Origin of the sequence: Streptomyces sp. TBY4, from assembly GCF_024213195.1 — a bacterium.
GTDB lineage: Bacteria > Actinomycetota > Actinomycetes > Streptomycetales > Streptomycetaceae > Streptomyces.
Map to the genome: position 1 here is coordinate 138,940 of NZ_JANAVF010000011.1, position 21,036 is coordinate 159,975.

The following is a 21,036-nucleotide window of genomic DNA, read 5'->3' on the forward strand; positions in this document are numbered from 1 at the left end:
CGGGCCGGTAGAGTATGGGCGTCGTCCACACTTCCGTACGGGGGGAAGCCGGTGCGAATCCGGCGCTGACCCGCAACCGTGACCCGCCCCGGCAGCTTCCGGGCGGGGAGCCGGATTGCCCCGTGCCGGAGGTGCGCGGCTCGTGCCGCCGGGTCCTCCGGCGGCCGGCACCGTCGAGGTAAACGGAGCCGGAGCCCGGTGCCAGCCTCCATCGCTGTGCTGCCTGCCTCCGGGTCCCCAGCACGAGAGGCACCCGCCCCGCCATGAACGTCCGCCGCAGCGCCGCCACGCTCGCCGCCTCCGCCGTGCTCTGCGTGGGCGCGGCCCCCGCGGCCCCCGCGGCCCTCGCCGATGTCGCCACGCCGTCCCCCTCGCCCGTGATCCCCTCCGGGCTCTTCGGCAAGGCCGATCCGGCGTACGACGGGGTGTGGCGGCAGTCCTTCGCGCTGCTCGCCCAGCAGACGGTCGGCGAGAAGCCCGCGCAGCAGGCCGTGGACTGGCTGGCCGGGCAGCAGTGCGCCGACGGCTTCTTCCCCGCCTTCCGCGCGGACACCGCCAAGCCCTGCGACGCCTCGGCGTTCATCGACTCCAACGCCACCTCGGTCGCCGTGCAGGCCCTGACCGCGGTCGGCGGGCACACCGACACGGTGAAGAAGGCCGTCGGCTGGCTGAAGTCCGTGCAGAACCAGGACGGCGGCTGGAGCAGCAACCCGGGCGGCGCCATGGACAGCGGCTCGGACGCCAACTCCACCGCCCTCGTGATCCGCGCCCTGGAGGCGGCCGGCGAGAAGCCCGCCGAGGTCAAGTCGAAGGGCGGCAAGTCCCCCTACGAGTCACTCCTCACCTTCCAGCTGGACTGCTCGGCCGAGCCGGCCGCCGACCGGGGCGCCTTCGCGTTCCAGCCGGCCGGCGGCAAGCTGTCCGCCAGCGCCGACGCGACGGCCGCCGCCGTCCTCGCCGGACTCGGCACCGGCCCGGTCGTCGCCCCCTCCGCCACGGACACCCCCGCGGCCCCGCTCGCCTGCCCGGCGACCGCGGGCGACCCGGCGGCGGCGGCCCAGGGCGGCGCGGGCTACCTGGCCGAGGCCCTGAAGAAGGACGGCCACCTCACCGCCCTCACCGCCGGCGCCGACCAGTCGACCGCGGACACCGGCAACACCGCCGACGCGGTGATCGCCCTGGCCGCGGCCGGCCACAAGCAGTCGGCGGCGGGCGCCCTGGAGTGGCTGAAGGCCAACTCGGCCGCCTGGGCCAAGGACAACCCGGCCGGCCTCGCCACCCTGATCCTGGCCGCCCACGCGACGGGCACCGACCCGAAGTCCTTCGGCGGCACCGACCTGGTCGCGGCGCTGAACGCCACGGGCCCGGCGCCGCAGAAGCAGAACGCGTCGGCGAAGGCCTCGGAGCAGCCGGCGAAGAAGAAGGACGAGGCGAAGGACTCCGGCAGCAACGTCTGGTGGATGATCCTCGCGGGCGCGGCGGCCGGCATGGGCATCGGCATCGTGCTGAGCGGCCGCCGGAAGAAGAACCAGCTCTGATGCGGCTCCGTCCCCTGACCCTGCGGGCCCTCCTGGCCGGCATCGTCCTGACGCTGCTGGCCGCGTCCCCCGCCCTGGCCTCGACCTACCGCTACTGGTCGTTCTGGGACGGGGCGGGCGGCACCTGGGCGTACGCCACCCAGGGTCCCTCCTCGCTGCGTCCGGCGGACGGCTCCGTGCAGGGCTTCCACTTCGTGGTGAGCAAGGACGCGGCCGACCAGGCCGCCCCGCCGCGCACGGCTCCCGACTTCGCGGCCATCTGCTCATCCACCGCCCCGGTGGCGGGCAAGAAGCGGATCGCCCTGGTCATCGACTTCGGCACGCCCGCCGAGGCGCAGGCGGGCGAGACCCCGCCGCAGGACGCCCCGCGGACGGCGTGCGCGCAGGTCGGCCCGGACGCCACCACGGCCGAGGCCCTGGCGGAGGTCGCCAAACCGCTCCGCTACAACAGCGCGGCCCTGCTGTGCGCGATCTCCGGCTACCCGAAGCAGGGCTGCGGCGAACCCATCGCCGACGCCGCCCCCACCCCCGCGGCCACGGCCGACTCCGGCTCCGGGGCCGGCGGCGGCCCGTCGGCGGGCCTCCTCGCCGGCATCGCAGCAGTGGCCGCCCTGGCCGCAGCCGCCGTCTGGCAGTCCCGCCGCCGCCGCTCCCGATGACGGCCGGCCCGGGGCAGGACGGCGCCGCCGATCCCGTCGACGGCGGGGCGGCCGCCGACGGCGCTCGGCCACCCACCGGGGCCACCCGCACCCGCCCCTCCACCCGCACGGGTGGTGCGGGTGGGAACCCGGCCCGGCCGAAGGCCGGGCCCACCCACGACGGCGCCGCACGCACCCCCCGCCCCCACGGCGCCGACCACGGCCCCGCACGCGACGTCCCCACCCCGGCCGGCCGAGGCGCCGACCGGGCAACCGGCAGCCCGCGCGTGCCGACGTACAAAAAATGGAGCGCCCCCGAGGCCACCCGTGGCAACGCCCTGCACGCGGGTGCCTGGTGGCTGTGGGCCCTCGGCCTCGCCACCGCCGCCTCCCGCACCACCAACCCCCTCCTCCTCGGCCTGATCATCGGCGTCGCCGGCTACGTGGTCGCGGCCCGCCGCACCGACGCCCCCTGGGCGCGTTCCTACGGGGCGTTCGTCAAGCTCGGCCTCTTCGTCATCGGCCTGCGCCTCCTCTTCTCCATGCTCCTCGGCTCCCCCATCCCCGGCGCGCACACCCTGTTCACCCTCCCGGAGCTCCCGCTCCCAGCGTGGGCGCAGGGCATCCGGCTCGGTGGCCGGGTCACCGCCGAGCAGCTCGTCTTCGCCTTCTACGACGGCATGAAGCTGGCCACGCTCCTGATCTGCGTCGGCGCCGCCAACGCCCTGGCGAATCCGGCGCGGCTGCTGAAGTCCCTGCCCGCGGCCCTGTACGAGGTCGGCGTGGCCGTGGTCGTCGCAATGACCTTCGCGCCGAACATGGTCGCCGACGTGGTCCGCCTCCGTACGGCCCGCCGGCTGCGCGGCCGCCCCACGGGCGGGGTCCGGGCGGTCCTCCAGATCGGCCTGCCGGTCCTGGAGGGCGCGCTCGAACGCTCCGTGGCCATCGCCGCCTCCATGGACGCCCGCGGCTACGGCCGTACCGCGCGCGTCCCTGCCGCCGTCCGCCACACCACCAACGTGCTCACCCTCGGCGGCCTGCTCGGCATGTGCGCGGGCACGTACGGCCTGCTGGCGGCGGAGGGCGCCGGCTACGGCCTGGCGCTCCTCCTCTTCTCCCTCCTCCTCGCCCTGGCCGGGCTGCGGCTCGGCGGCCGCCGGTCGATCCGGACCCGGTACCGGCCGGACCGGTGGGGCGTACGGGCCTGGCTGGTCGCCGATTCGGGGGCGGCGGTCGCTGCGCTCCTGATCCGGGCCGCGTCCCTGGACCCGGAGGCCCTGCGCCCCGGCGTCGTCCCCCTGGTCGCCCCGACCCTCCCGCTCTGGCCGGCGGCGGCGATCCTGATCGGCCTGCTCCCGGCCCTGGTCGCCCCCCTCCCCACCTCGAAGGAGGCCTGACCCCACCCCATGATCCACTTCTCAGACGTGTCCGTCACGTACGAGGGCGCGGCCGCCCCCTCCCTCTCGCACGCCGATTTCACGCTCCCGGAAGGCGAGCTGACCCTCCTGGTCGGCCCCTCCGGCGTCGGCAAGTCCACCCTCCTCGGCGCGGTCTCGGGCCTGGTCCCGCACTTCACCGGGGGCACCCTGCAGGGCCGTGTCACGGTCGCGGGCCGGGACACGCGCACGCACAAGCCGCGGGAGCTCGCGGACGTGGTCGGCACGGTCGGCCAGGACCCGCTGGCCCACTTCGTGACGGACGTCGTCGAGGACGAGCTCGCCTACGGCATGGAATCCCTGGGCCTGCCGCCCTCCGTCATGCGCCGCCGCGTCGAGGAGACCCTGGACCTCCTCGGCCTGAACGAGCTCCGCGACCGCCCCATCGCCACCCTGTCCGGTGGCCAGCAGCAGCGGGTGGCGATCGGTTCGGTCCTGACCCCGCACCCGAAGGTCCTGGTCCTGGACGAGCCGACCTCGGCCCTGGACCCGGCGGCGGCTGAAGAAGTCCTGGCCGTCCTGCAACGCCTGGTCCACGACCTCGGCACGACCGTCCTGATGGCGGAACACCGCCTGGAACGGGTGGTCCAGTACGCCGACCAGGTCCTGCTCCTCCCCTCCCCGGGCGCACCCCCCGTCCTGGGCACCCCCTCATCCATCATGGCGATCTCCCCGGTCCACCCCCCGGTAGTGGCCCTGGGCCGCCTGGCGAACTGGACCCCCCTCCCCCTCTCCATCCGAGATGCCCGCCGCCAAGCCACCCCCCTCCTCACCCGCCTGTCCGCACCCCGACCGGCACAGCCGACGCCAGGACCCGGGGCGCAGCCCGAGGCCGGATCCGGGGCACAGCCCAAGGCCGGTGCCGGGGCGCAGCCCCCGGCGGGATCCGGGGCACAGCCCAAGGCCGGTGCCGGGGCGCAGCCCCCGGCGGGGTCCGGGGCGGAGCCCCGGGGAACGGGCGAAGGGTGGGTAGGGGACAGCCGCCCGCAGGGCCCCCGCCCCGGCCTGCTCGCTCGGCTGCGCCGTCGCGGCCCCGGCCGCCCCACCCCCCAGCCGGCCCCGCCGGCCCCGCCGGCCCCGCCGGCCAACGGGGGCCCGGGGGCCACCCCGGCCACGGTCAAGGCCGTCTCCCTCCGCCGCGGCCGCGCCGAAATCCTCCGGAACATCGACCTCACCGTCGCGCGGGGCGAGACCATCGCCCTGATGGGCCGCAACGGCGCCGGAAAGTCCACCCTCCTCGCCACACTCATCGGCACGCTGGAACCCACCACCGGCCAGGTGACCGTCAGCGGCCGCACCCCCCACCGCACGCCACCCCCCGAGATGGTGACCCGCGTCGGCCTCGTCCCCCAGGAGCCCCGGGACCTCCTCTACGCCGACACCGTCGCAGCCGAGTGCACCGCCGCCGACCACGACGCCGGCCAGGCGCCCGGCACCTGCCGTGCCCTCGTCGCCGCGCTCCTCCCCGACGTCCCCGACGACACCCACCCCCGCGACCTGTCCGAGGGCCAGCGCCTGGCCCTCGCCCTGGCGCTGGTCCTGACCGGCCGCCCGGCGCTCCTCCTCCTCGACGAGCCGACCCGCGGGCTGGACTACGCCGCCAAGGCCCGTCTGGTGGAGATCCTGCGCGGGCTGGCCGCCGACGGCCACGCCATCGTCCTGGCCACCCACGACGTGGAGCTCGCCGCCGAGCTGGCCCACCGCGTGGTGATCCTGGCCGGCGGCGAGATCGTCGCGGACGGCCCGACCGCCGAGGTCGTCGTCTCCTCCCCCGCCTTCGCCCCGCAGGTGGCCAAGATCCTGGCCCCGGGCCACTGGCTCACGGTCTCCCAGGTCGAGGCGGCCCTCTCCGCACGGGCCGCCTCATGAGCAACCCGCCCCCGGCCGCCCCGGCCCCCCGCCCCCTCCGCATCGGCCCCCGCGCCGCCACCGCCCTGGTCCTCGTCACCCTCATCGGCATCGCCGCCTTCGGCTGGCCTCTCCTCGCCGACCGCCAGTCCGGTTTCGCCCATGCCCAGGACGCCCCGTGGCTCTTCGCGGCCCTGCTCCCCCTCCTCGTGGGCGTGGTCGTCGCGACCATCGCCGACGACGGCATGGACGCCAAGGCCGTCGCGATGCTCGGCGTACTGGCCGCGGTCGGGGCCGCCCTGCGCCCGCTCGGCGCCGGTACGGCCGGCCTGGAGCCCATGTTCTTCCTGATGGTGCTGAGCGGCCGGGTGCTCGGCCCCGGCTTCGGCTTCGTCCTGGGCGGGGTCACCATGTTCGCGTCGGCCCTGCTCACCGGCGGTGTCGGGCCGTGGATGCCGTTCCAGATGCTGGCCATGGGCTGGTTCTCGCTGGGCGCCGGGCTGCTGCCGGGTCCGGACCGGATCCGGGGGCGGGCCGAGCTGGCGATGCTCGCGCTGTACGGGTTCCTCGGCTCCTTCGCGTACGGCACGGTCATGAACCTGCAGGGCTGGGTGATCCTGCAGGGCATGGGCCAGGGCATCTCCTTCCACCCCGGTGACCCGCTGCCCGCGAACCTGACCCGCTTCCTCGCGTACTGCCTGGCGACCTCGGTGGGCTGGGACCTGGGCCGGGCCGCGCTGACCGTCGTACTGACCCTCACGCTCGGCGCGACCCTGCTGAAGGCGCTGCGGCGGGCGACTCGGAAAGCGGCCTTCGACGCGCCCGTGACCTTCGATCCGGGGGCCGGACCGGCGCCGAAACCTTCCTCGGAAAGGGATATGACCGGCCACGGAAGGTGAGATCGGGGCCTCCCGGCGGTGACCCGCCCCACAGGACCTAGGTCACATACGAACCGGGATAGTAGCCCTTAAACGACCCTTACCCACCCCCCTCGCACCGCCCCCCACCTGCGCGGATGCCTGCCCGGCCCGCGGGGGGCCGTTCCTCCCCGGCTGCGAGGACCACTAGTAAGAGGGGTCGTTGCCAGACGCCGTCTACCCCCGTAGAACTGGATGAGTCGCAGGGCGGACGGAGATCCCCCGGATCCCCGCCCCCGCCGACGAACCCCTCTCCTTCACGTGAGTGGCTCGTGCACGTCTGCGACCGTCCCTGTCCCCTTCGGAAGGTCAGTCCGTGTCCAACGCCGTCATCCGCCGCATCGCCGCTTCGAAGAAGACCCTCGCGGGTACCGTCCTCGCCCTGGGCGTCGCCGGTTCCATGCTGGCCGCGGTTCCCGCGCAGGCCGCCCCGATGAGCGCCAAGGCGATCGCCCAGCAGATGATCAAGGACCCGGCCCAGTTCGCGGCGTTCAACAACATCGTGTCCCGCGAGAGCGGCTGGGACCACACCGCCACGAACTCCTCCTCGGGCGCCTACGGCCTGGTCCAGGCCCTCCCGGCCTCGAAGATGGCCTCCGCGGGCTCGGACTGGAAGACCAACCCGGCCACCCAGATCAAGTGGGGCCTGGACTACATGAACTCCCGCTACGGCAGCCCCGAGGGCGCCTGGACCTTCTGGCAGAACCACCACTGGTACTGAGCCACCAGCGGCACCAGGAACCACCAGCAGCACCGAAGCGAAGCAGCACATGCGAAGGCCCCGGCGGCCGACCTCCCCAGGTCCGGCCTCCGGGGCCTTCGCGATCCCATCCCACAGGGTCCAAAGGCGGCGCAGCAGGTGCTACAGCCGCTGGATGATGGTGCCCGTCGCCAGCGCGCCGCCCGCGCACATGGTGATCAGCGCGAACTCCTTGTCGCGGCGCTCCAGCTCGTGCAGGGCGGTGGTGATCAGCCGGGCCCCGGTCGCGCCGACGGGGTGGCCGAGCGCGATGCCGCCGCCGTTGACGTTGACCTTCTCCAGGTCCTGGTCGAAGACCTGGGCCCAGCTGAGGACCACGGACGCGAAGGCCTCGTTGATCTCGACGAGGTCGATGTCCTTCAGCGACATGCCGGCCTTGCCCAGCACCGCCCGCGTCGCGTCGATCGGCCCGTCCAGGTGGAAGTGCGGGTCGGAGCCGACCAGCGTCTGGGCGACGATCCGGGCGCGCGGCCGCAGCTTGAGCGCGCGGGCCATCTTGCGCGAGGCCCACATCACGGCGGCGGCGCCGTCGGATATCTGCGAGGAGTTCCCGGCGGTGTGCACGGCGGTCGGCATGACCGGCTTGAGCCGGGCGAGGCCCTCCATGGAGGTGTCGCGCAGGCCCTCGTCGCGGTCGACGAGCCGCCACATGCCCTGCCCGGCGGCCTGTTCCGCTTCGGTGGTGGGCACCTGCACGGCGAAGGTCTCGCGCTTGAACCGCTCCTCGGCCCACGCGGCGGCGGCCCGCTCCTGCGAGAGCACGCCCAGCCTGTCCACGTCCTCGCGGGTCAGGCCCCGGTTGCGGGCGATGCGCTCGGCGGCCTCGAACTGGTTGGGGAGATCGACGTTCCACTCGTCCGGGAAGGGCTTGCCGGGTCCGTGCTTCGATCCCGACCCGAGCGGTACGCGGCTCATCGCCTCGACCCCGCAGGCGATGCCGATGTCCATGACTCCGCCGGAGATCATGTTGGCGACCATGTGGTTGGCCTGCTGGGAGCTGCCGCACTGACAGTCCACGGTGGTCGCGGCGGTCTCGTACGGGAGGCCCATGGCCAGCCAGGCGTTGCGCGCCGGGTTCATCGACTGCTCGCCGGCGTGGGTGACGGTGCCGCCGACGATCTGCTCCACGCAGTCGGGCTGGATGCCCGTGCGGGCGAGGAGTTCGCGGTAGGTCTCGCCGAGGAGGTAGGCGGGGTGAAGATTGGCGAGCGCGCCCCCGCGCTTGCCGATCGGGGTGCGTACGGCTTCGACGATGACGGGTTCCGCGGCCATGAGCTCGTCCTCTCCTGCTCCTGCGTAGCGCACAGCGCGCATCGACTGGCGTGCGCCCCAGCTGACGGGCGGGCCGTCCCGGCGCCCCACCCGAACTAGTACGCGTTCTAGTTCTCCCCGCAGTCTTATGACCAGAAGACCCGGTACGCAAGGGTCTTGCACGCGGCTTACACGGATTCCACACGCAACAGTTGGCGCGGGGCCCCTTGTCACTTCTAGAACTCGTTACTACCTTCAAGCCAACTTCTGATGGGCCGTCAGACTTTGGAGCCGCCCGATGACCTGCCCCGCACTGCCCGAAGGCTTCGACGCCACCGACCCTGACGTACTCCAAGACCGGGTGCCCTACCCCGAGTTCGCGCAGTTGCGGCAGACCGCACCCGTGTGGTGGTGCCCCCAGCCGCGGGGCGTCACCGGCTTCGACGACGAGGGGTACTGGGCCGTCACCCGGCACGCGGACGTCAAGTACGTCTCCACGCACCCGGAGCTGTTCTCCTCCACGACGAACACGGCGATCATCCGCTTCAACGAGCACATCCAGCGCGAGTCGATAGATGCCCAGCGACTGATCATGTTGAACATGGATCCGCCGGAACACACCCGCGTACGCCAGATCGTGCAGCGCGGCTTCACCCCGCGGGCCATCCGCGGGCTGGAGGACGCCCTGCGCGACCGGGCCCGCAAGATCGTCGCGGAGGCCCTGGAGGCCTCGGCCGACGGCAGCTTCGACTTCGTCACCCAGGTCGCGTGCGAACTGCCCCTCCAGGCCATCGCCGAGCTGATCGGCGTACCGCAGGAGGACCGGTCCCGGATCTTCGACTGGTCGAACAAGATGATCGCGTACGACGACCCGGAGTACGCGATCACCGCCGAGGTCGGCGGCAACGCCGCGGCGGAGATCATCGGCTACTCGATGAACCTGGCGGCCGAGCGCAAGGAGTGCCCGGCCAAGGACATCGTCACGCAGCTCGTCGCGGCCGAGGGCCAGGGCAACCTGGGCTCCGACGAGTTCGGCTTCTTCGTCCTCCTCCTGGCGGTGGCGGGCAACGAGACCACCCGCAACGCCATCAGCCACGGCATGCACGCCTTCCTGACCCACCCCGAGCAGTGGGAGCTCTACAAGCGCACCCGGCCCTCCACCGCCGCCGAGGAGATCGTCCGCTGGGCCACCCCCGTGGTGTCCTTCCAGCGCACCGCCACCCAGGACACCGAACTGGGCGGGCAGAAGATCAAGGCCGGCGACCGCGTCGGCATGTTCTACTCCTCCGCCAACCACGACCCCGAGGTCTTCGAGAACCCCGAGGTCTTCGACATCACCCGAGACCCGAACCCGCACCTGGGCTTCGGCGGCGGCGGACCGCACTTCTGCCTCGGCAAGTCCCTGGCCATCATGGAGATCGACCTGATGTTCAACGCCCTGGCCGACGCCCTCCCCGACCTGCGCCTGGTCGGCGAAGGCCCGCGCCGCCTGCGCGCGGCCTGGCTGAACGGCATCAAGGAACTACGGGTCAGCAACGGCTGAAGTACCGTCGCCCGACCCGTAATCCAGGACGGCAGGGGCCCCACCTCCCACGCCCGGCCCCTGCCGTCCCCCGGTTGTTACCCGCAGGTCGTTACCGTCTCGCTGCCTTCGAGATCATTGCCTTGGCGCCGGACCGGACCTCAGACTGCCCGGATGAACCTCGATGACCCCAGCGCGAGACGGTGGCAGCGCCTGCCCACGACGTGGCAGCGGATGGTCGATCTCGGCGGCGGGTCCGAGCCCATGAGCCAGGGAGTCCTGGCCCTCATCGAGGCCGCCCGCGAAGAGCCGGCACTGCGCCGCCTCTACCCGTACACCAGCCACTTCACCCTGTGGTTCAGCGCCTCCGCCGGCCACCCCTTCGCCGTGACCGCCCCGGCCGTGGAACCCCTCCCCAACGGCCGCTTCCGCGTCCGCGGCCCCCGCCAAACCACCGTCCTGGGCGAAGCCGACACGGCCCGGGCGGCCATAGCCCTGGTAGTGGCCAACCTCCCGAGGGACTAGCGCCGAACTCAGCCCAACCTCAGCCCAAACTCAGCCCCGCCGGCGTTTGAGGCGCGGGGGTCCGGGGGCTGGCCCCCGGGAACGGCGCCGCACGCGGCAGGGGTCCGGGGCGGAGCCCCGGGGAACGGAGGAAGGGCGGGTAGGGGACAGCCCCGCAGGGCCCCACCCCCGCCCGAACCTCCGAGTGGCGAAACCCGCCCCACGGGCGGATCCTGGCAGAACGCGGCGATCCATCGCGAAGGGGTGCCGGGACGGGCTGCTACACCGCCCCGGCACCCCTTCGTCATCCCGCCGGCGGGCCCGGCCGACTACGCCCGCGTACGCTCCCCGGCCGAGGCCGAAGCCGCAGCCCCCACCCGCTCCGGTCGCCGAGGCCTCGGCACGGCCACCCCGGCCGGCACCGCATCCCCCCGAGGCCCGGACAGCACGTAGACGAGCCCGAAGCCGGCCCCGACGACCACCGCCCCGCCGACCGCGTCGAGCACCCAGTGATTGGCGGTGGCGACGATCGCGCACACGGTGATCGTCGGATGCAGGACGCCCAGCACCTTCTGCCACCCCTTCGGCGCGATCATCACGATCACCACCCCGCACCACAGCGACCACCCGAAGTGCAGCGAGGGCATCGCCGCGTACTGGTTGGAGATCGCGGTCATGGCCCCGTAGCTCGGGTTCGCGAGGTCCTGCACCCCGTGCACGGTGTCCACGAAGCCCAGCCCCGGCATCAGCCGCGGCGGCGCCAGCGGATACAGCCAGAACCCTATGAGCGCCAGCACGGTCGCAAGTCCCAGCGAGGCCCGAGCCCAGCGGTAGTCCTTGGGCCGGCGCCAGTACAGCACCGCGAGGATCCCGAGCGGGACCACGAAATGGAACGACGTGTAGTAGAAGTTGAAGAACGCCTCCAGCCACGGCGTGTTCACCACCGCGTGGTTCACGGCGAGCTCGATGTCGATGCCGAGCGCCTTCTCGATCCCGTGGATCTGGCTGCCGTTGCCCTCCGCCAGGCTCCGGCTGGTGGGCGCGGCGGCGCGGATGTGCGAGTAGAGCGAGTACCCGACCCGTATCAGCAGCAGTTCCAGCAACAGATTCGGCCGCGACAGCACCCGCCGCCAGAACGGCAGCAGCGGCACCCGCGCCCACCGCGCGGGCGCGGGCCGCCCGTAGGCGGTGGGGACCGGCTCGCGCCAGTGCGGGGAGGAGCGCGGCAGGAACGGCACGGCGCAGGCCGCCGCGAGGGCCGCGAGGAGCAGCACGTTGTCCCGTACGGGGGCCAGCGCGACCAGGTTGGGCAGCAGCACGGTGCTCGGCAGGGTCATGGCGAGCACGACGGCGACCGGCCACACCGGCCGGTCGGCGGCCCGCTTGCCCACCTTGCCGGCGACGGCGAGCAGCACCCAGAGCAGCTGGTGGCGCCAGCCGGTCGGGGACACGGCGACGGCGACGCAGCCGGTGATGGCGACGGCGAGCAGCAGCTGGCCGTCGCGGGCGTAGCGGGCGGCGCGGCGCAGGCCGATCCAGACGATCGCGGCCGCGAGGGCGGCGTAGAGCAGGATCTCGCCGGGGCCGGAGAGGCCCAGGCGCAGCAGGGCGCCGTGCACGGACTGGTTGGCGAGGCCGTCGGGTGCGCCGCCGAGGCCGGTGCCGGCCAGGTGCTGGATCCAGTACGTCCACGAGTCGCTGGGCAGCGCCGCCCAGGAGAGGGCGGCGGCTCCACCGAAGGTCAGGGCGGCGGAGCGGGCAGTGGCCCTGCGTCCGGACAGCCACAGCAGGGGCGCGAAGAGCAGCAGCGCGGGCTGGAGGGCCGCGGCCAGGCCGATCAGGAACCCCGAGGGGCGCTCGCCCGGCACCCGGAACACGGCGAGGAGCACCAGCAGCACCGGCAGTACGGCGGTCTGCCCGGGCAGCGCGGCTTCGCGGACGGGCAGCGAGACCATCATCAGCGCCACCAGCACGGGCGCGGCGAGCAGCGCGGTGCGCCGGGGCACCGGGTCGGGCAGGGCGCGCGCGGCGACCAGCCCGACGGCGGCGACGAGCAGCAGGGTCACGCAGGTCCAGGCCACCTCCAGGGAGGGTGCGGCGAGCCCCAGGAGCGGCTTGAGGACCAGCCCCGCGAAGGGGGTCCCGGTGAACTGGCCGTTCGTGTAGAGCGAGCCGGGAAGGCTGCCCGGGAGGTGGAAGCCGCTGAGCCACTCGCCCGGTGGCACGCGCAGCACGACCGCGGCCTGCCTGACGGCGAGCAGCAGGGCCAGCGCCCACAGCATGAGGCGTGCGGCCCCGAGTCTGCCGCCGCTACCGCCTATGACCCCGGCATGTCCGTTCGCACCACTGTGCTCCGCCGCGTTAGCCACGCCTCGCCGGCCTCCCGCCCTGTTGACTGCAACCCTGACTTCGCCTGGCTGCCGCGTTTCGTACTGCGTTTCATACCGCGCGCTTCATTTACCCGGACGACGATATCCCCCGCGCGATACCTAGGATGGCGGGCATGAGCATCGTGAAGATCAACGCCCTGACCGTCCCGGACGAGCAGCGAGAGGTTCTGGAGCAGCGGTTCGCCTCCCGTGCCGGCTCCGTGGAGAACTCGGACGGCTTCGAATGGTTCGAGCTGCTGCGGCCCGTCGAGGGCACGGACCAGTATCTCGTGTACACGCGGTGGCGTTCCGAGGAGGACTTCCAGGCGTGGATGGAGGGGCCCATGAAGGCGGCCCACCAGGGTGGTGCTCCGGCGGGCGGCGAGGGCGGCGCCGAGCGCCCGAAGCCCGCCGCCACGGGCTCGTCGGTGTGGTCGTTCGAGGTCGTGCAGCAGGCGGCGCCCAAGCAGGGCTGAGCATCGGAAGGGCCCGGAGCCTCGGCTCCGGGCCCTTCTCGCTCGCCTCGTGCGGCCGCTCGGGCCCCTTCGGGCTCCTGGGGTTCCTGGGGCCCCTCAGGCCTCTACCGGTCCCCTCAGGTCTCTCCCAGGCCCCTCAGGCCCAGAAGGCGTCGCTCTCCTCGATGTCCTCGGTGCAGACGTCGAGGTCGCTGATCTTCCCGGCGACGATCGTGAAGAAGATCCCCTCGTGGATCTCGATCCCGCGGTCGCCCCGGTCGGCGCGGGTTGTGTGGAAACTCATGACGTGGCCGCGGCCGTCGGCGAGCAGTTTGTCGAGATGCACATTGAATGTGCCGTTCGTCTCTTCGCCGAGGCGGCGGTAGAGGTCGAAGACGGCTTCCCGCCCCTTGTGGTGTCCCGAGAGGGGGCCGCTCCCGGGCATGTGCTGGATGACGTCGGCCGTCATCATCGTGCTCAGCTTCTCCATGTCGCCCCGGCCGAAGGCCTCGTAGCCGCGGCGGATCAGGGCACAGTCAGGATGCTCCGACATGACGGTCACGCCCTTCGTGGGTACGGTTTGCCCTTTTCCCTATCATCGGCCCGGCCCTGTGGATATTCCAGCGCGGGCAGCGCGGCGCCGCTCCACAATGACGCCATGACCAGCAAAGAGACCCTTCCCACCCCACCCCCCGGCGGGACCTGGCAGGTCGCCGCCGAGCCGTTCACCACCCCGGACGCCATCCAGCTGCGCCGCGCGTACTACGCGGAGGTCGCCGGCCGGTACTGGCGGCGGTCCGTCACCGAGGCCGAGATCGACCAGGGGCTCCTGGACTTCCCGGACGACGAGCTGACGGCGCCGACGGGCCGGTTCGTGGTCGGCAGACTCGACGGCCGCCCCCTCGCCTGCGGCGGGATACGCCTCCTGGACCCCGCCACCGCCGAGCTGACCCGGGTGTACGTGGACCCGCGCGCCCGCGGCACGGGCGGCGGGGCGGCCCTGCTCCGGGTCCTGGAGGACGCGGGCCGCGCCCTGGGCGCGGAGCGGGTCCGGCTGGACACCCGCTCCGACCTGGTGGAGGCCCGCGCGCTGTACGCGCGCCAGGGGTACGCGGAGATACCCGCGTACAGCTCGGGCCCCTACGCGGAGCACTGGTTCGAGAAGCGGCTGGCCTAGGCCGTCCTTTTCGGATCGTGCCGGTCAGCGGTCACCCAGCGGGGGTGTTCACCTCGGCGCGTGCTCACCTTGCCGAGTGGTCCCGGCGGGGCAGGGCCTCGTAAGGCTCCTCGGAATCGGAACCGCAGAGCTCCGCGTTGATCTCCGCGACCAGCTCGGACAGGTCGGTCGGCCGGTCCGGGCCCCACCAGTCGCCGAGCAGCTCGGCGAGCGACTCCTCCCGCGCGGCCGACAGCTTCAGCGCGCTGTCGCGCCCCTTCTCCGTCAGGACCAGCGACAGCCCGTCGCGGACGGCCAGCCCGCGTTCCTCGACCTGACGGCTCGCGTCCGTGATGGCCCGCAGCGGCACGATGGTCTTCTCGGCCAGCACGGCCGGGTCGACGGTGCCGTACTTGTTGATCCGCAGCAGCATCCAGCTGGCGGCGGGCAGCAGGTCGTAGCCGGCCTTGGCGGTGATCTTCTCGTAGACGTGCTTGCGGCCCTGGAGGGTCCCGAGCACCGACAGCGCGCGGGCCACCTCCTCACGGGAGGAGCGCTGCACGGGGTTGGAGGCGAGGGTCTCGGTGACATCGGGCGCCGTCACCGAGGCGCGCAGCTTGTCCTCCTTGAGGAACCAGGCCACGACGAAGGCCACCAGCACCACGGGGGCCGCGTAGAGGAAGACATCGGTGATGGAGGTGGAGTAGGCGTCGAGCACGCGCGGTCGCAGCACCGCGGGAAGGCCGCCGATGGCGCGCGGGTCGGCCTCCAGCCTGCCCGCGTCCAGCCCCGGCGGCAGTGGGATCCCCTTGAGGGCTGCGGCCAGCTTGTCGTCGAGCCGGTTGGTGAAGATCGTGCCGAAGATGGCGACACCGAAGGAGGCGCCGATGGAGCGGAAGAAGGTGGCACCGGAGGTGGCGACGCCGAGGTCGGCGTAGCTGACCGAGTTCTGCACCACGAGGACGAGCACCTGCATGACCAGTCCGAGGCCGGCGCCGAAGACGAAGAAGTAGACGCTCATCTCCCAGGTGGAACTGGTGCGCTCCAGCTGGTGCAGGAGCAGCAGCCCGATCGCGGTCAGGGCCGTGCCCGCGATCGGGAAGACCTTCCAGCGTCCGGTGCGGCTGACGATCTGGCCGGAGACGGTGGAGGTGATCAGCAGTCCGAGCACCATCGGCAGCATGTGGACGCCCGACATGGTCGGGGAGACGCCCTGGACCACCTGGAGGAAGGTCGGCAGGTAGACCATCGCGCCGAACATCGCGAACCCGACGATGAAACTGATGAGCGAGCAGAGGGTGAAGGTCCGGATCCGGAACAGCTTGAGCGGGAGCACCGGCTCCACGGCCCGCTGCTCGACGAGGACGAAACCGACCAGCAGGACGAGCCCGAGCACCGCGAGCCCGATGATCTCGGGCGAGCTCCAGCCCCACGTACCCCCGAGCGAGGCCACGAGCACCAGGCAGGTCGCGACGGAGGCGATGAGGAAGGTGCCGAGGTAGTCGATGGTGTGCTTCTCGGTCCGCACAGGGATGCGCAGGCTCGCAGCGATGACGACGAGGGCGACGAGCCCGATGGGAAGGTTGATGTAGAAGACCCAACGCCACGACAGGTGGTCCACGAACAGTCCGCCCAGCAGCGGCCCCAGCACGCTGGTGGCCCCGAAGACCGCGCCGAAGAGCCCCTGGTACTTGCCGCGCTCGCGCGGCGGGACGATGTCTCCGACGATCGCCATCGACAGCACCATCAGCCCGCCGCCGCCCAGCCCCTGCAGCGCCCGGAAGCCGATGAGCTGCGGCATGTTCTGCGCCAGCCCGCACAGGGCGGACCCGATCAAAAAGATCACGATGGCGGACTGGAAGAGCTTCTTGCGTCCGTACTGGTCCCCGAGCTTGCCCCACAGCGGCGTGGCGGCCGTCGAGGCGAGCATGTAGGCCGTGACCACCCATGACAGGTGCGACATCCCGCCGAGATCGCTGACGATCGTCGGCAGGGCCGTCGACACAATCGTCTGGTCGAGCGAGGAGATGAGCAGCCCCAGCAGCAGCGCACCGATGGAGACGAGCACCTCACGCGAGGCGTGCTCGGCGCCGGGTCCGGACGCCCGCTTCCGCGGGCCGGGCTCCGTGGTCACGTCCTGCACCATCGGCTCCTCCTCAGGCTGATCGACTCCTCCATCCTGAGCGGTGTGTCCCGTTATGGCCTGTCGGGCGGGTTGGGCGGGTTACCGGCGGTCCCCATATCCGCAGGCAGCAGCCAGGCAAACCCCAAACCCGACCCCCACCCACCGCCCGGAACCCAACACCCCAAACCCAACCTGCACCTGCCCCCCACCCTTCCAACCCACCCGAATCCGCCCAAGCCGCACCGCTGCTGCCCGGGGCCGAGACTCCCTCGTACGGGACCCCCGTAGCGTCCCTTCCTGAAGAAACGATGCAGCTGCGCCCGGTCCCGGCGTACGACCCCTACGCGACGCCCGGAGCCCACGACTCGTACAGGTCACCCGAAGCCCCCGCAGGGGCCCACGGCATCCCGCCTCACACAGCACACGGGATGGACGGCGCGAGCGGCACAGCCCGGCCGGACGGACCGGGCGGGCCCAGACCCTCGCGGCACCGAACCCGCACAGTCCCCACCGCCGCGGCCGCCTTCGCGGCGATCGGCGCGGCCGTCCTCGTTTCGAGGGCCGCCTTGGACTACGCCTCGCCGGAGCGAGCCTCGCCGACGCGAAGCCCTCGACCGCCCTCACCCAGACCGCAGCCCACCGCGAGCACCGCCACCGCCCCGACCCCCTCGACCTCCCCCTCCATCTCCGCCGCCCCCTCCCGGTCGACGTCCCTTTCCCCGCCCCCTCGGCCTTGTCCTCGCCCACCCCGAGCCGTTCGTCGACTCCCTCGGCCACCCCGGCCCCCACCCCGAGCCACTCCTCCGCACCGGCCGCGCGGCCTCCGACACAGGCACCGACCCCCCGCTATGGGTATTCGGGCCCCGAGGTGGAGAAGCTCCAGCGCCTGCTGGCTGCACAGGGCATCTACCGCGGGAAATACGACGGCCGGTACGGCGCGCCCACACGCAAGCGGCGGTGTCGACGTTCCAGGCGAGGACCCCTGGGGCGCCTACGGTCCGGCGACCCCTCGCGCGTTGGAGGGATAGAACACACCGGATCCGGTGGCGAGCACCCCTCCTCGTTTTGTATTCTTCAGGAACAAAGTGGTTCCGTCCTCACTCCCTGACCGGTGGACGGAACCACTTGTTCTCTTTCCCGTCCCGTCTGGAGCCCCTCCGATGCCGGCCAGCACCACCACCGCCCCCACCGTCCTGACCGCCAAGGCCCTGCTCCTGGACATGGACGGCACCATCGTCAACTCGGACGCGGTGGTCGAGCGCTGCTGGTACGACTGGGCCGTGGCCCACGGCCTGAACCCGGAGGAGACCCTCAAGGTGGTCCACGGCCGCCAGGGCTACGCCACGATGGCGATCCTCCTCCCGGACCGCCCGATGGAAGAGAACTTCGCCGAGAACGCGGTGATGCTCGCCCGCGAAACCGCCGACACCGAGGGCGTAGTACCGGTCGGCGGCGCTCCCGCCTTCATGGCCGCCCTCCGCACCCTCCCGCACGCCCTGGTCACCTCCGCCGACAAGGCCCTGGCCACGGCCCGGATGACGGCCGCCGCCCTGCCCATGCCCGAGGTCCGGGTCACCGCCGAGTCCGTACAGGCCAGCAAGCCCGACCCGGAGGGCTTCCTGATGGGTGCCGCCGCCCTCGGCGTGGACCCGGCCGACTGCATCGTCTTCGAGGACTCGGCCGCCGGCATCGCCGCAGGCCAGGCGGCGGGCATGCGGGTCGTCGGCGTAGGCCCCCGCGCCGCCGCCCACGGCCCCACCGCCCACGTCCCCGACCTGACCGCCGTCACCGTCACCCCCTCCCCCGACGGCTCCATCACCCTCACCCTCCACCAGCCCTAACGACCCCACCCCCGGCGCCCGCCCGACCGGCCCACCAGCCGACCCGAGCCACCCCGCCCCGCCCCGGCACGCAACTCCGACGACGGAACCCCCGCAGGAGCCCCTCCACGAGCCCCCAGCGACAGCCCGGGCGGCCAGCCCTCACCGACGAACCCCGCTGACAGACACGAGCTACCAGGCGAGGCAGCGGACCTCAGCAGCTACCCCGGACAGCACACCCTGACGGCCAACCGAGCAACCGCCCCTGCCGGCCACCCCGCCGACCAGACTCCCCCGACAGCCCAAACAACAGACGCCGGCGAAAGCCCCAAGGCAGCGCCCCCGGCGGCAGACCCGGACGATCAGACCCGGCAGCAAAGCCCGACGGCAGACCCAGGCGGCCAGCCCTCACCGACGAACCCCGGCGACAGACACGAGCTACCAACCGGGACAGCGGACCTCGGCGGCCGCCCAGGGCAGCAGACCCTGACGGCCACCCCGCCGACCAGGCTCCCCACGGCCCCGGACAACAGGCCCCGACCGCTGACCCGAGCGGGCAGGCTGAGGAGCCAACCCCTGCGGCGGAGCCTGGCGGCAGACCCAGGCGGCCAGACCGCCCAGCGGACCTCGGCGGCAGACCCGGGCCGCCTCCGCCCCCATGACCAGACCCGCTGACGGACCCAAGCCCAGCAGGCGGGCCGCCGCTCCCCACCCGGCCAAGCCCCGCCCTGCTCCCCCGGCCCGGCCAGCCCGCACCCCCTCGCCGCACCCATCCCCACCAGACACACCCGACCGGCCATGCCGGGCCCCTCGGCCCTGCCCCGCCCCAGCAGCCCGGCACCGCCGACGACGGCCGATGCCCCTACCGCCTCACGCGACGCAGAACTCGTTCCCCTCAGGGTCCTGCAGCACCACCCCGTAGTGACTGTCCAACTCATCCAGCACCCGAAGCACAGTCGCCCCCGCCCCGGTCAGCCGCTCCACCGTGGCGTCGACCCTCTGTCTCCGGAGCTCCATCGGAACACCGCGCCCGCCGCTGACCTTCAGATCCAGGTGCACCCGGTTCTTGCCGGCCTTGGGCTCCGGCACCTCCTGGAACCACACCCGGGGCCCCCGCCCGGACGGATCCACGATCGACTCCGGCACATCCCCCACCCCTTCGGGCAATTCCTCCGCGGGCACGCCCATGCCCTCCCAGTACGCACGCCACGTCGCGTGCCCGTCCGGCGCCGGCTCCGGCACATAGCCCAGCGCTTCGGTCCAGAACGTCACCATCACCCGCGGATCGGCGCAGTCGACGGTCAGCTGCAAGGTGGTCTCCATGACCCCAGCCTCACAGACAGGTCTGACAACGGCGGGTACGGTCAGCAGTGGCGCACCCGGAACACCGGAGAACGCGCAGGCGGAGAGCATGACCACGGGGGGAACCGTCATGACCGAACTGATCGTCCTCTTCACCTTGATGGGGATCGCAGGGCTGTACGCCGTCGTCAAGGTGATGCGCCGGGAAAGGCGCCGTCGTTCCGAGTCGACGGAAGGCCTCCTGATCGAGCTGGAGCGCACCGAGCAACTGCGCAAGGACCGGACCACCTACAGCTCCAACGCAGTCCACAACAACCCCTTCACCACCGGACTCTGATTCCGGTTCACGGCGCCGCCCCCCGAACGACGGGGTGCGGCGCCGTTGCCATGCCCGCTGCCGGTACAGCGACTCCGCCCCCGCCCCCAACCCCGACCGCCCCGAACACAGAGGCAGGCCCCAGGCTCGCACCAGACCGGGAACATTAGCCCTACCCCCACCCGAACCACCCCAGAACCCCAACTCCCCCCACCCCAGGGCCCGTCACCCACCTCGCCATGACATGCTCATGCCTTCAGACTGTCACCTCGCGCCCACCCCCACGAAACCCGGCACGGCCAGCATGGCCACGCCACAGCACACCCACGGACGCACCCCACAGACCGACCACCACCCCCCTCCCCCCCCTCCCACCCAGGAGCCCCTCATGACCTCCACCCCCTCCCGCACCTCCGCGCCCTCCGTCTACGCGCGTCGACTCGGCACGCTCGCCGCCATAGCCGCGGCAGCCACCCTCACCACCCTCCTCACCGCCCCCACCGCCGCCGCCTCCCCTCCCACCCCCATCAGCGCCGCGGCCGCCCGCTCCTACCTCGCCACCGTCACCCCGAAGACCGAGGGATCCACCAGCGGTTACAGCCGCGACCTCTTCCCCCACTGGAGCACCGTCTCCGGCACCTGCAACACCCGCGAGACCGTCCTCAAGCGCGACGGTTCGGGCGTGGTCCAGGACTCCTCCTGTGCCGCCGTCAGCGGCAGCTGGTACTCCGAGTACGACGGCGCCACCTGGACGGCCGCCTCCGACGTCGACATCGACCACATGGTCCCCCTCGCCGAGGCCTGGCGTTCGGGCGCCAACTCCTGGACCACCGCCAAGCGCCAGCAGTTCGCGAACGACCTCACCCGCCCCCAGCTCATCGCGGTCACCGACAACGTGAACCAGGCCAAGGGCGACCTCGACCCCGGCAAGTGGCTGCCGCCGCGCACCGCTTACCGCTGCACCTACGCGCGCATGTGGGTCCAGGTCAAGCAGTACTGGGCCCTGAGCATGGACTCGACGGAGAAGACGGCCCTGGTCAACGTCCTCAACGCCTGCTGACGCACCCCCCACCTCCACC

18 protein-coding genes and 1 riboswitch are annotated in these 21,036 nt (G+C 72.6%); of the genes, 13 read left to right on the top strand and 5 right to left on the bottom strand.

Features of this window, described 5'->3' with window-relative positions:
* Positions 1-41: 41 nt before the first annotated feature.
* Positions 42-121: riboswitch (cobalamin riboswitch) on the top strand.
* 142 nt (positions 122-263) lie between these two features.
* The 6 genes from NLX94_RS25150 to NLX94_RS25175 all read left to right on the top strand — a co-directional run bounded on the left by NLX94_RS25150 (position 264) and on the right by NLX94_RS25175 (position 7,098).
* Positions 264-1,538, top strand: coding sequence for a prenyltransferase/squalene oxidase repeat-containing protein (locus tag NLX94_RS25150; protein WP_254385310.1), 1,275 nt, complete (start codon positions 264-266; stop codon positions 1,536-1,538).
* The gene (locus NLX94_RS25155; RefSeq protein ID WP_254385311.1) at positions 1,538-2,197 is read left to right on the top strand and encodes an SCO2322 family protein; all 660 of its coding nucleotides are present in this window, start codon (positions 1,538-1,540) and stop codon (positions 2,195-2,197) included. Before NLX94_RS25150 ends, NLX94_RS25155 begins: the two co-directional genes overlap by 1 nt.
* Entirely contained in the window at positions 2,194-3,573 is a 1,380-nt protein-coding gene (locus NLX94_RS25160) for an energy-coupling factor transporter transmembrane component T (protein ID WP_254385312.1), read from the top strand. The genes NLX94_RS25155 and NLX94_RS25160 overlap by 4 nt, the downstream gene beginning before the upstream one ends.
* Before the next feature lie 9 nt (positions 3,574-3,582).
* Positions 3,583-5,481: an ABC transporter ATP-binding protein gene (locus NLX94_RS25165; RefSeq protein ID WP_254385313.1), complete on the top strand. Its 1,899-nt coding sequence runs from the start codon at positions 3,583-3,585 to the stop codon at positions 5,479-5,481.
* Positions 5,478-6,359, top strand: coding sequence for an ECF transporter S component (locus tag NLX94_RS25170; RefSeq protein ID WP_254385314.1), 882 nt, complete (start codon positions 5,478-5,480; stop codon positions 6,357-6,359). Before NLX94_RS25165 ends, NLX94_RS25170 begins: the two co-directional genes overlap by 4 nt.
* Positions 6,360-6,693: 334 nt before the next feature.
* On the top strand, positions 6,694-7,098 hold the full coding sequence (locus tag NLX94_RS25175; RefSeq protein WP_254385315.1) for a transglycosylase SLT domain-containing protein: 405 nt from the start codon (positions 6,694-6,696) through the stop codon (positions 7,096-7,098).
* 141 nt (positions 7,099-7,239) lie between these two features.
* Here NLX94_RS25175 and NLX94_RS25180 read toward each other — a convergent pair whose 3' ends face one another.
* Complete coding sequence (locus NLX94_RS25180) at positions 7,240-8,409, bottom strand: steroid 3-ketoacyl-CoA thiolase (protein WP_254385316.1); 1,170 nt, start codon at positions 8,407-8,409, stop codon at positions 7,240-7,242.
* Between the two features lie 277 nt (positions 8,410-8,686).
* On the opposite strand from NLX94_RS25180, the gene NLX94_RS25185 reads away from it, so the two are divergent.
* Together NLX94_RS25185 and NLX94_RS25190 are read left to right on the top strand one after the other, a co-directional pair.
* Positions 8,687-9,931: a cytochrome P450 gene (locus NLX94_RS25185; RefSeq protein WP_254385317.1), complete on the top strand. Its 1,245-nt coding sequence runs from the start codon at positions 8,687-8,689 to the stop codon at positions 9,929-9,931.
* A 153-nt stretch (positions 9,932-10,084) separates the two neighbouring features.
* Positions 10,085-10,435 carry a DUF6193 family natural product biosynthesis protein gene (locus tag NLX94_RS25190; RefSeq protein WP_254385318.1) on the top strand — a complete coding sequence of 117 codons (351 nt, stop codon included), beginning with the start codon at positions 10,085-10,087 and terminating at the stop codon, positions 10,433-10,435.
* Between the two features lie 308 nt (positions 10,436-10,743).
* On the opposite strand, the gene NLX94_RS25195 is transcribed toward NLX94_RS25190, so the two are convergent.
* Complete coding sequence (locus NLX94_RS25195) at positions 10,744-12,783, bottom strand: bifunctional glycosyltransferase 87/phosphatase PAP2 family protein (protein WP_254385319.1); 2,040 nt, start codon at positions 12,781-12,783, stop codon at positions 10,744-10,746.
* A gap of 134 nt (positions 12,784-12,917) precedes the next feature.
* Here NLX94_RS25195 and NLX94_RS25200 point away from each other — a divergent pair, with 134 nt between their 5' ends.
* Positions 12,918-13,259 carry an antibiotic biosynthesis monooxygenase gene (locus NLX94_RS25200; protein ID WP_254385320.1) on the top strand — a complete coding sequence of 114 codons (342 nt, stop codon included), beginning with the start codon at positions 12,918-12,920 and terminating at the stop codon, positions 13,257-13,259.
* Positions 13,260-13,395: 136 nt separating this feature from the next.
* Here the strand turns inward: NLX94_RS25200 and NLX94_RS25205 are convergent, their stop codons facing one another.
* Entirely contained in the window at positions 13,396-13,791 is a 396-nt protein-coding gene (locus tag NLX94_RS25205; protein ID WP_254385321.1) for a nuclear transport factor 2 family protein, read from the bottom strand.
* Between the two features lie 105 nt (positions 13,792-13,896).
* On the opposite strand from NLX94_RS25205, the gene NLX94_RS25210 reads away from it, so the two are divergent.
* Positions 13,897-14,415, top strand: coding sequence for a GNAT family N-acetyltransferase (locus tag NLX94_RS25210; protein WP_254385322.1), 519 nt, complete (start codon positions 13,897-13,899; stop codon positions 14,413-14,415).
* 64 nt (positions 14,416-14,479) lie between these two features.
* On the opposite strand, the gene NLX94_RS25215 is transcribed toward NLX94_RS25210, so the two are convergent.
* Entirely contained in the window at positions 14,480-16,540 is a 2,061-nt protein-coding gene (locus NLX94_RS25215; RefSeq protein ID WP_254385323.1) for an MFS transporter, read from the bottom strand.
* A 1,139-nt stretch (positions 16,541-17,679) separates the two neighbouring features.
* Between NLX94_RS25215 and NLX94_RS25220 the strand changes: the two genes are divergently transcribed.
* A complete protein-coding gene (locus NLX94_RS25220; RefSeq protein ID WP_254385324.1) occupies positions 17,680-18,360 on the top strand; it encodes an HAD-IA family hydrolase in 681 nt (226 codons plus the stop codon).
* A gap of 849 nt (positions 18,361-19,209) precedes the next feature.
* On the opposite strand, the gene NLX94_RS25225 is transcribed toward NLX94_RS25220, so the two are convergent.
* On the bottom strand, positions 19,210-19,662 hold the full coding sequence (locus tag NLX94_RS25225; protein WP_254385325.1) for a VOC family protein: 453 nt from the start codon (positions 19,660-19,662) through the stop codon (positions 19,210-19,212).
* A gap of 88 nt (positions 19,663-19,750) precedes the next feature.
* On the opposite strand from NLX94_RS25225, the gene NLX94_RS25230 reads away from it, so the two are divergent.
* Positions 19,751-19,978, top strand: coding sequence for a hypothetical protein (locus NLX94_RS25230; protein ID WP_254385326.1), 228 nt, complete (start codon positions 19,751-19,753; stop codon positions 19,976-19,978).
* Positions 19,979-20,345: 367 nt separating this feature from the next.
* Entirely contained in the window at positions 20,346-21,017 is a 672-nt protein-coding gene (locus tag NLX94_RS25235; protein WP_254385327.1) for an HNH endonuclease family protein, read from the top strand.
* The last annotated feature ends 19 nt before the right edge of the window (positions 21,018-21,036 follow it).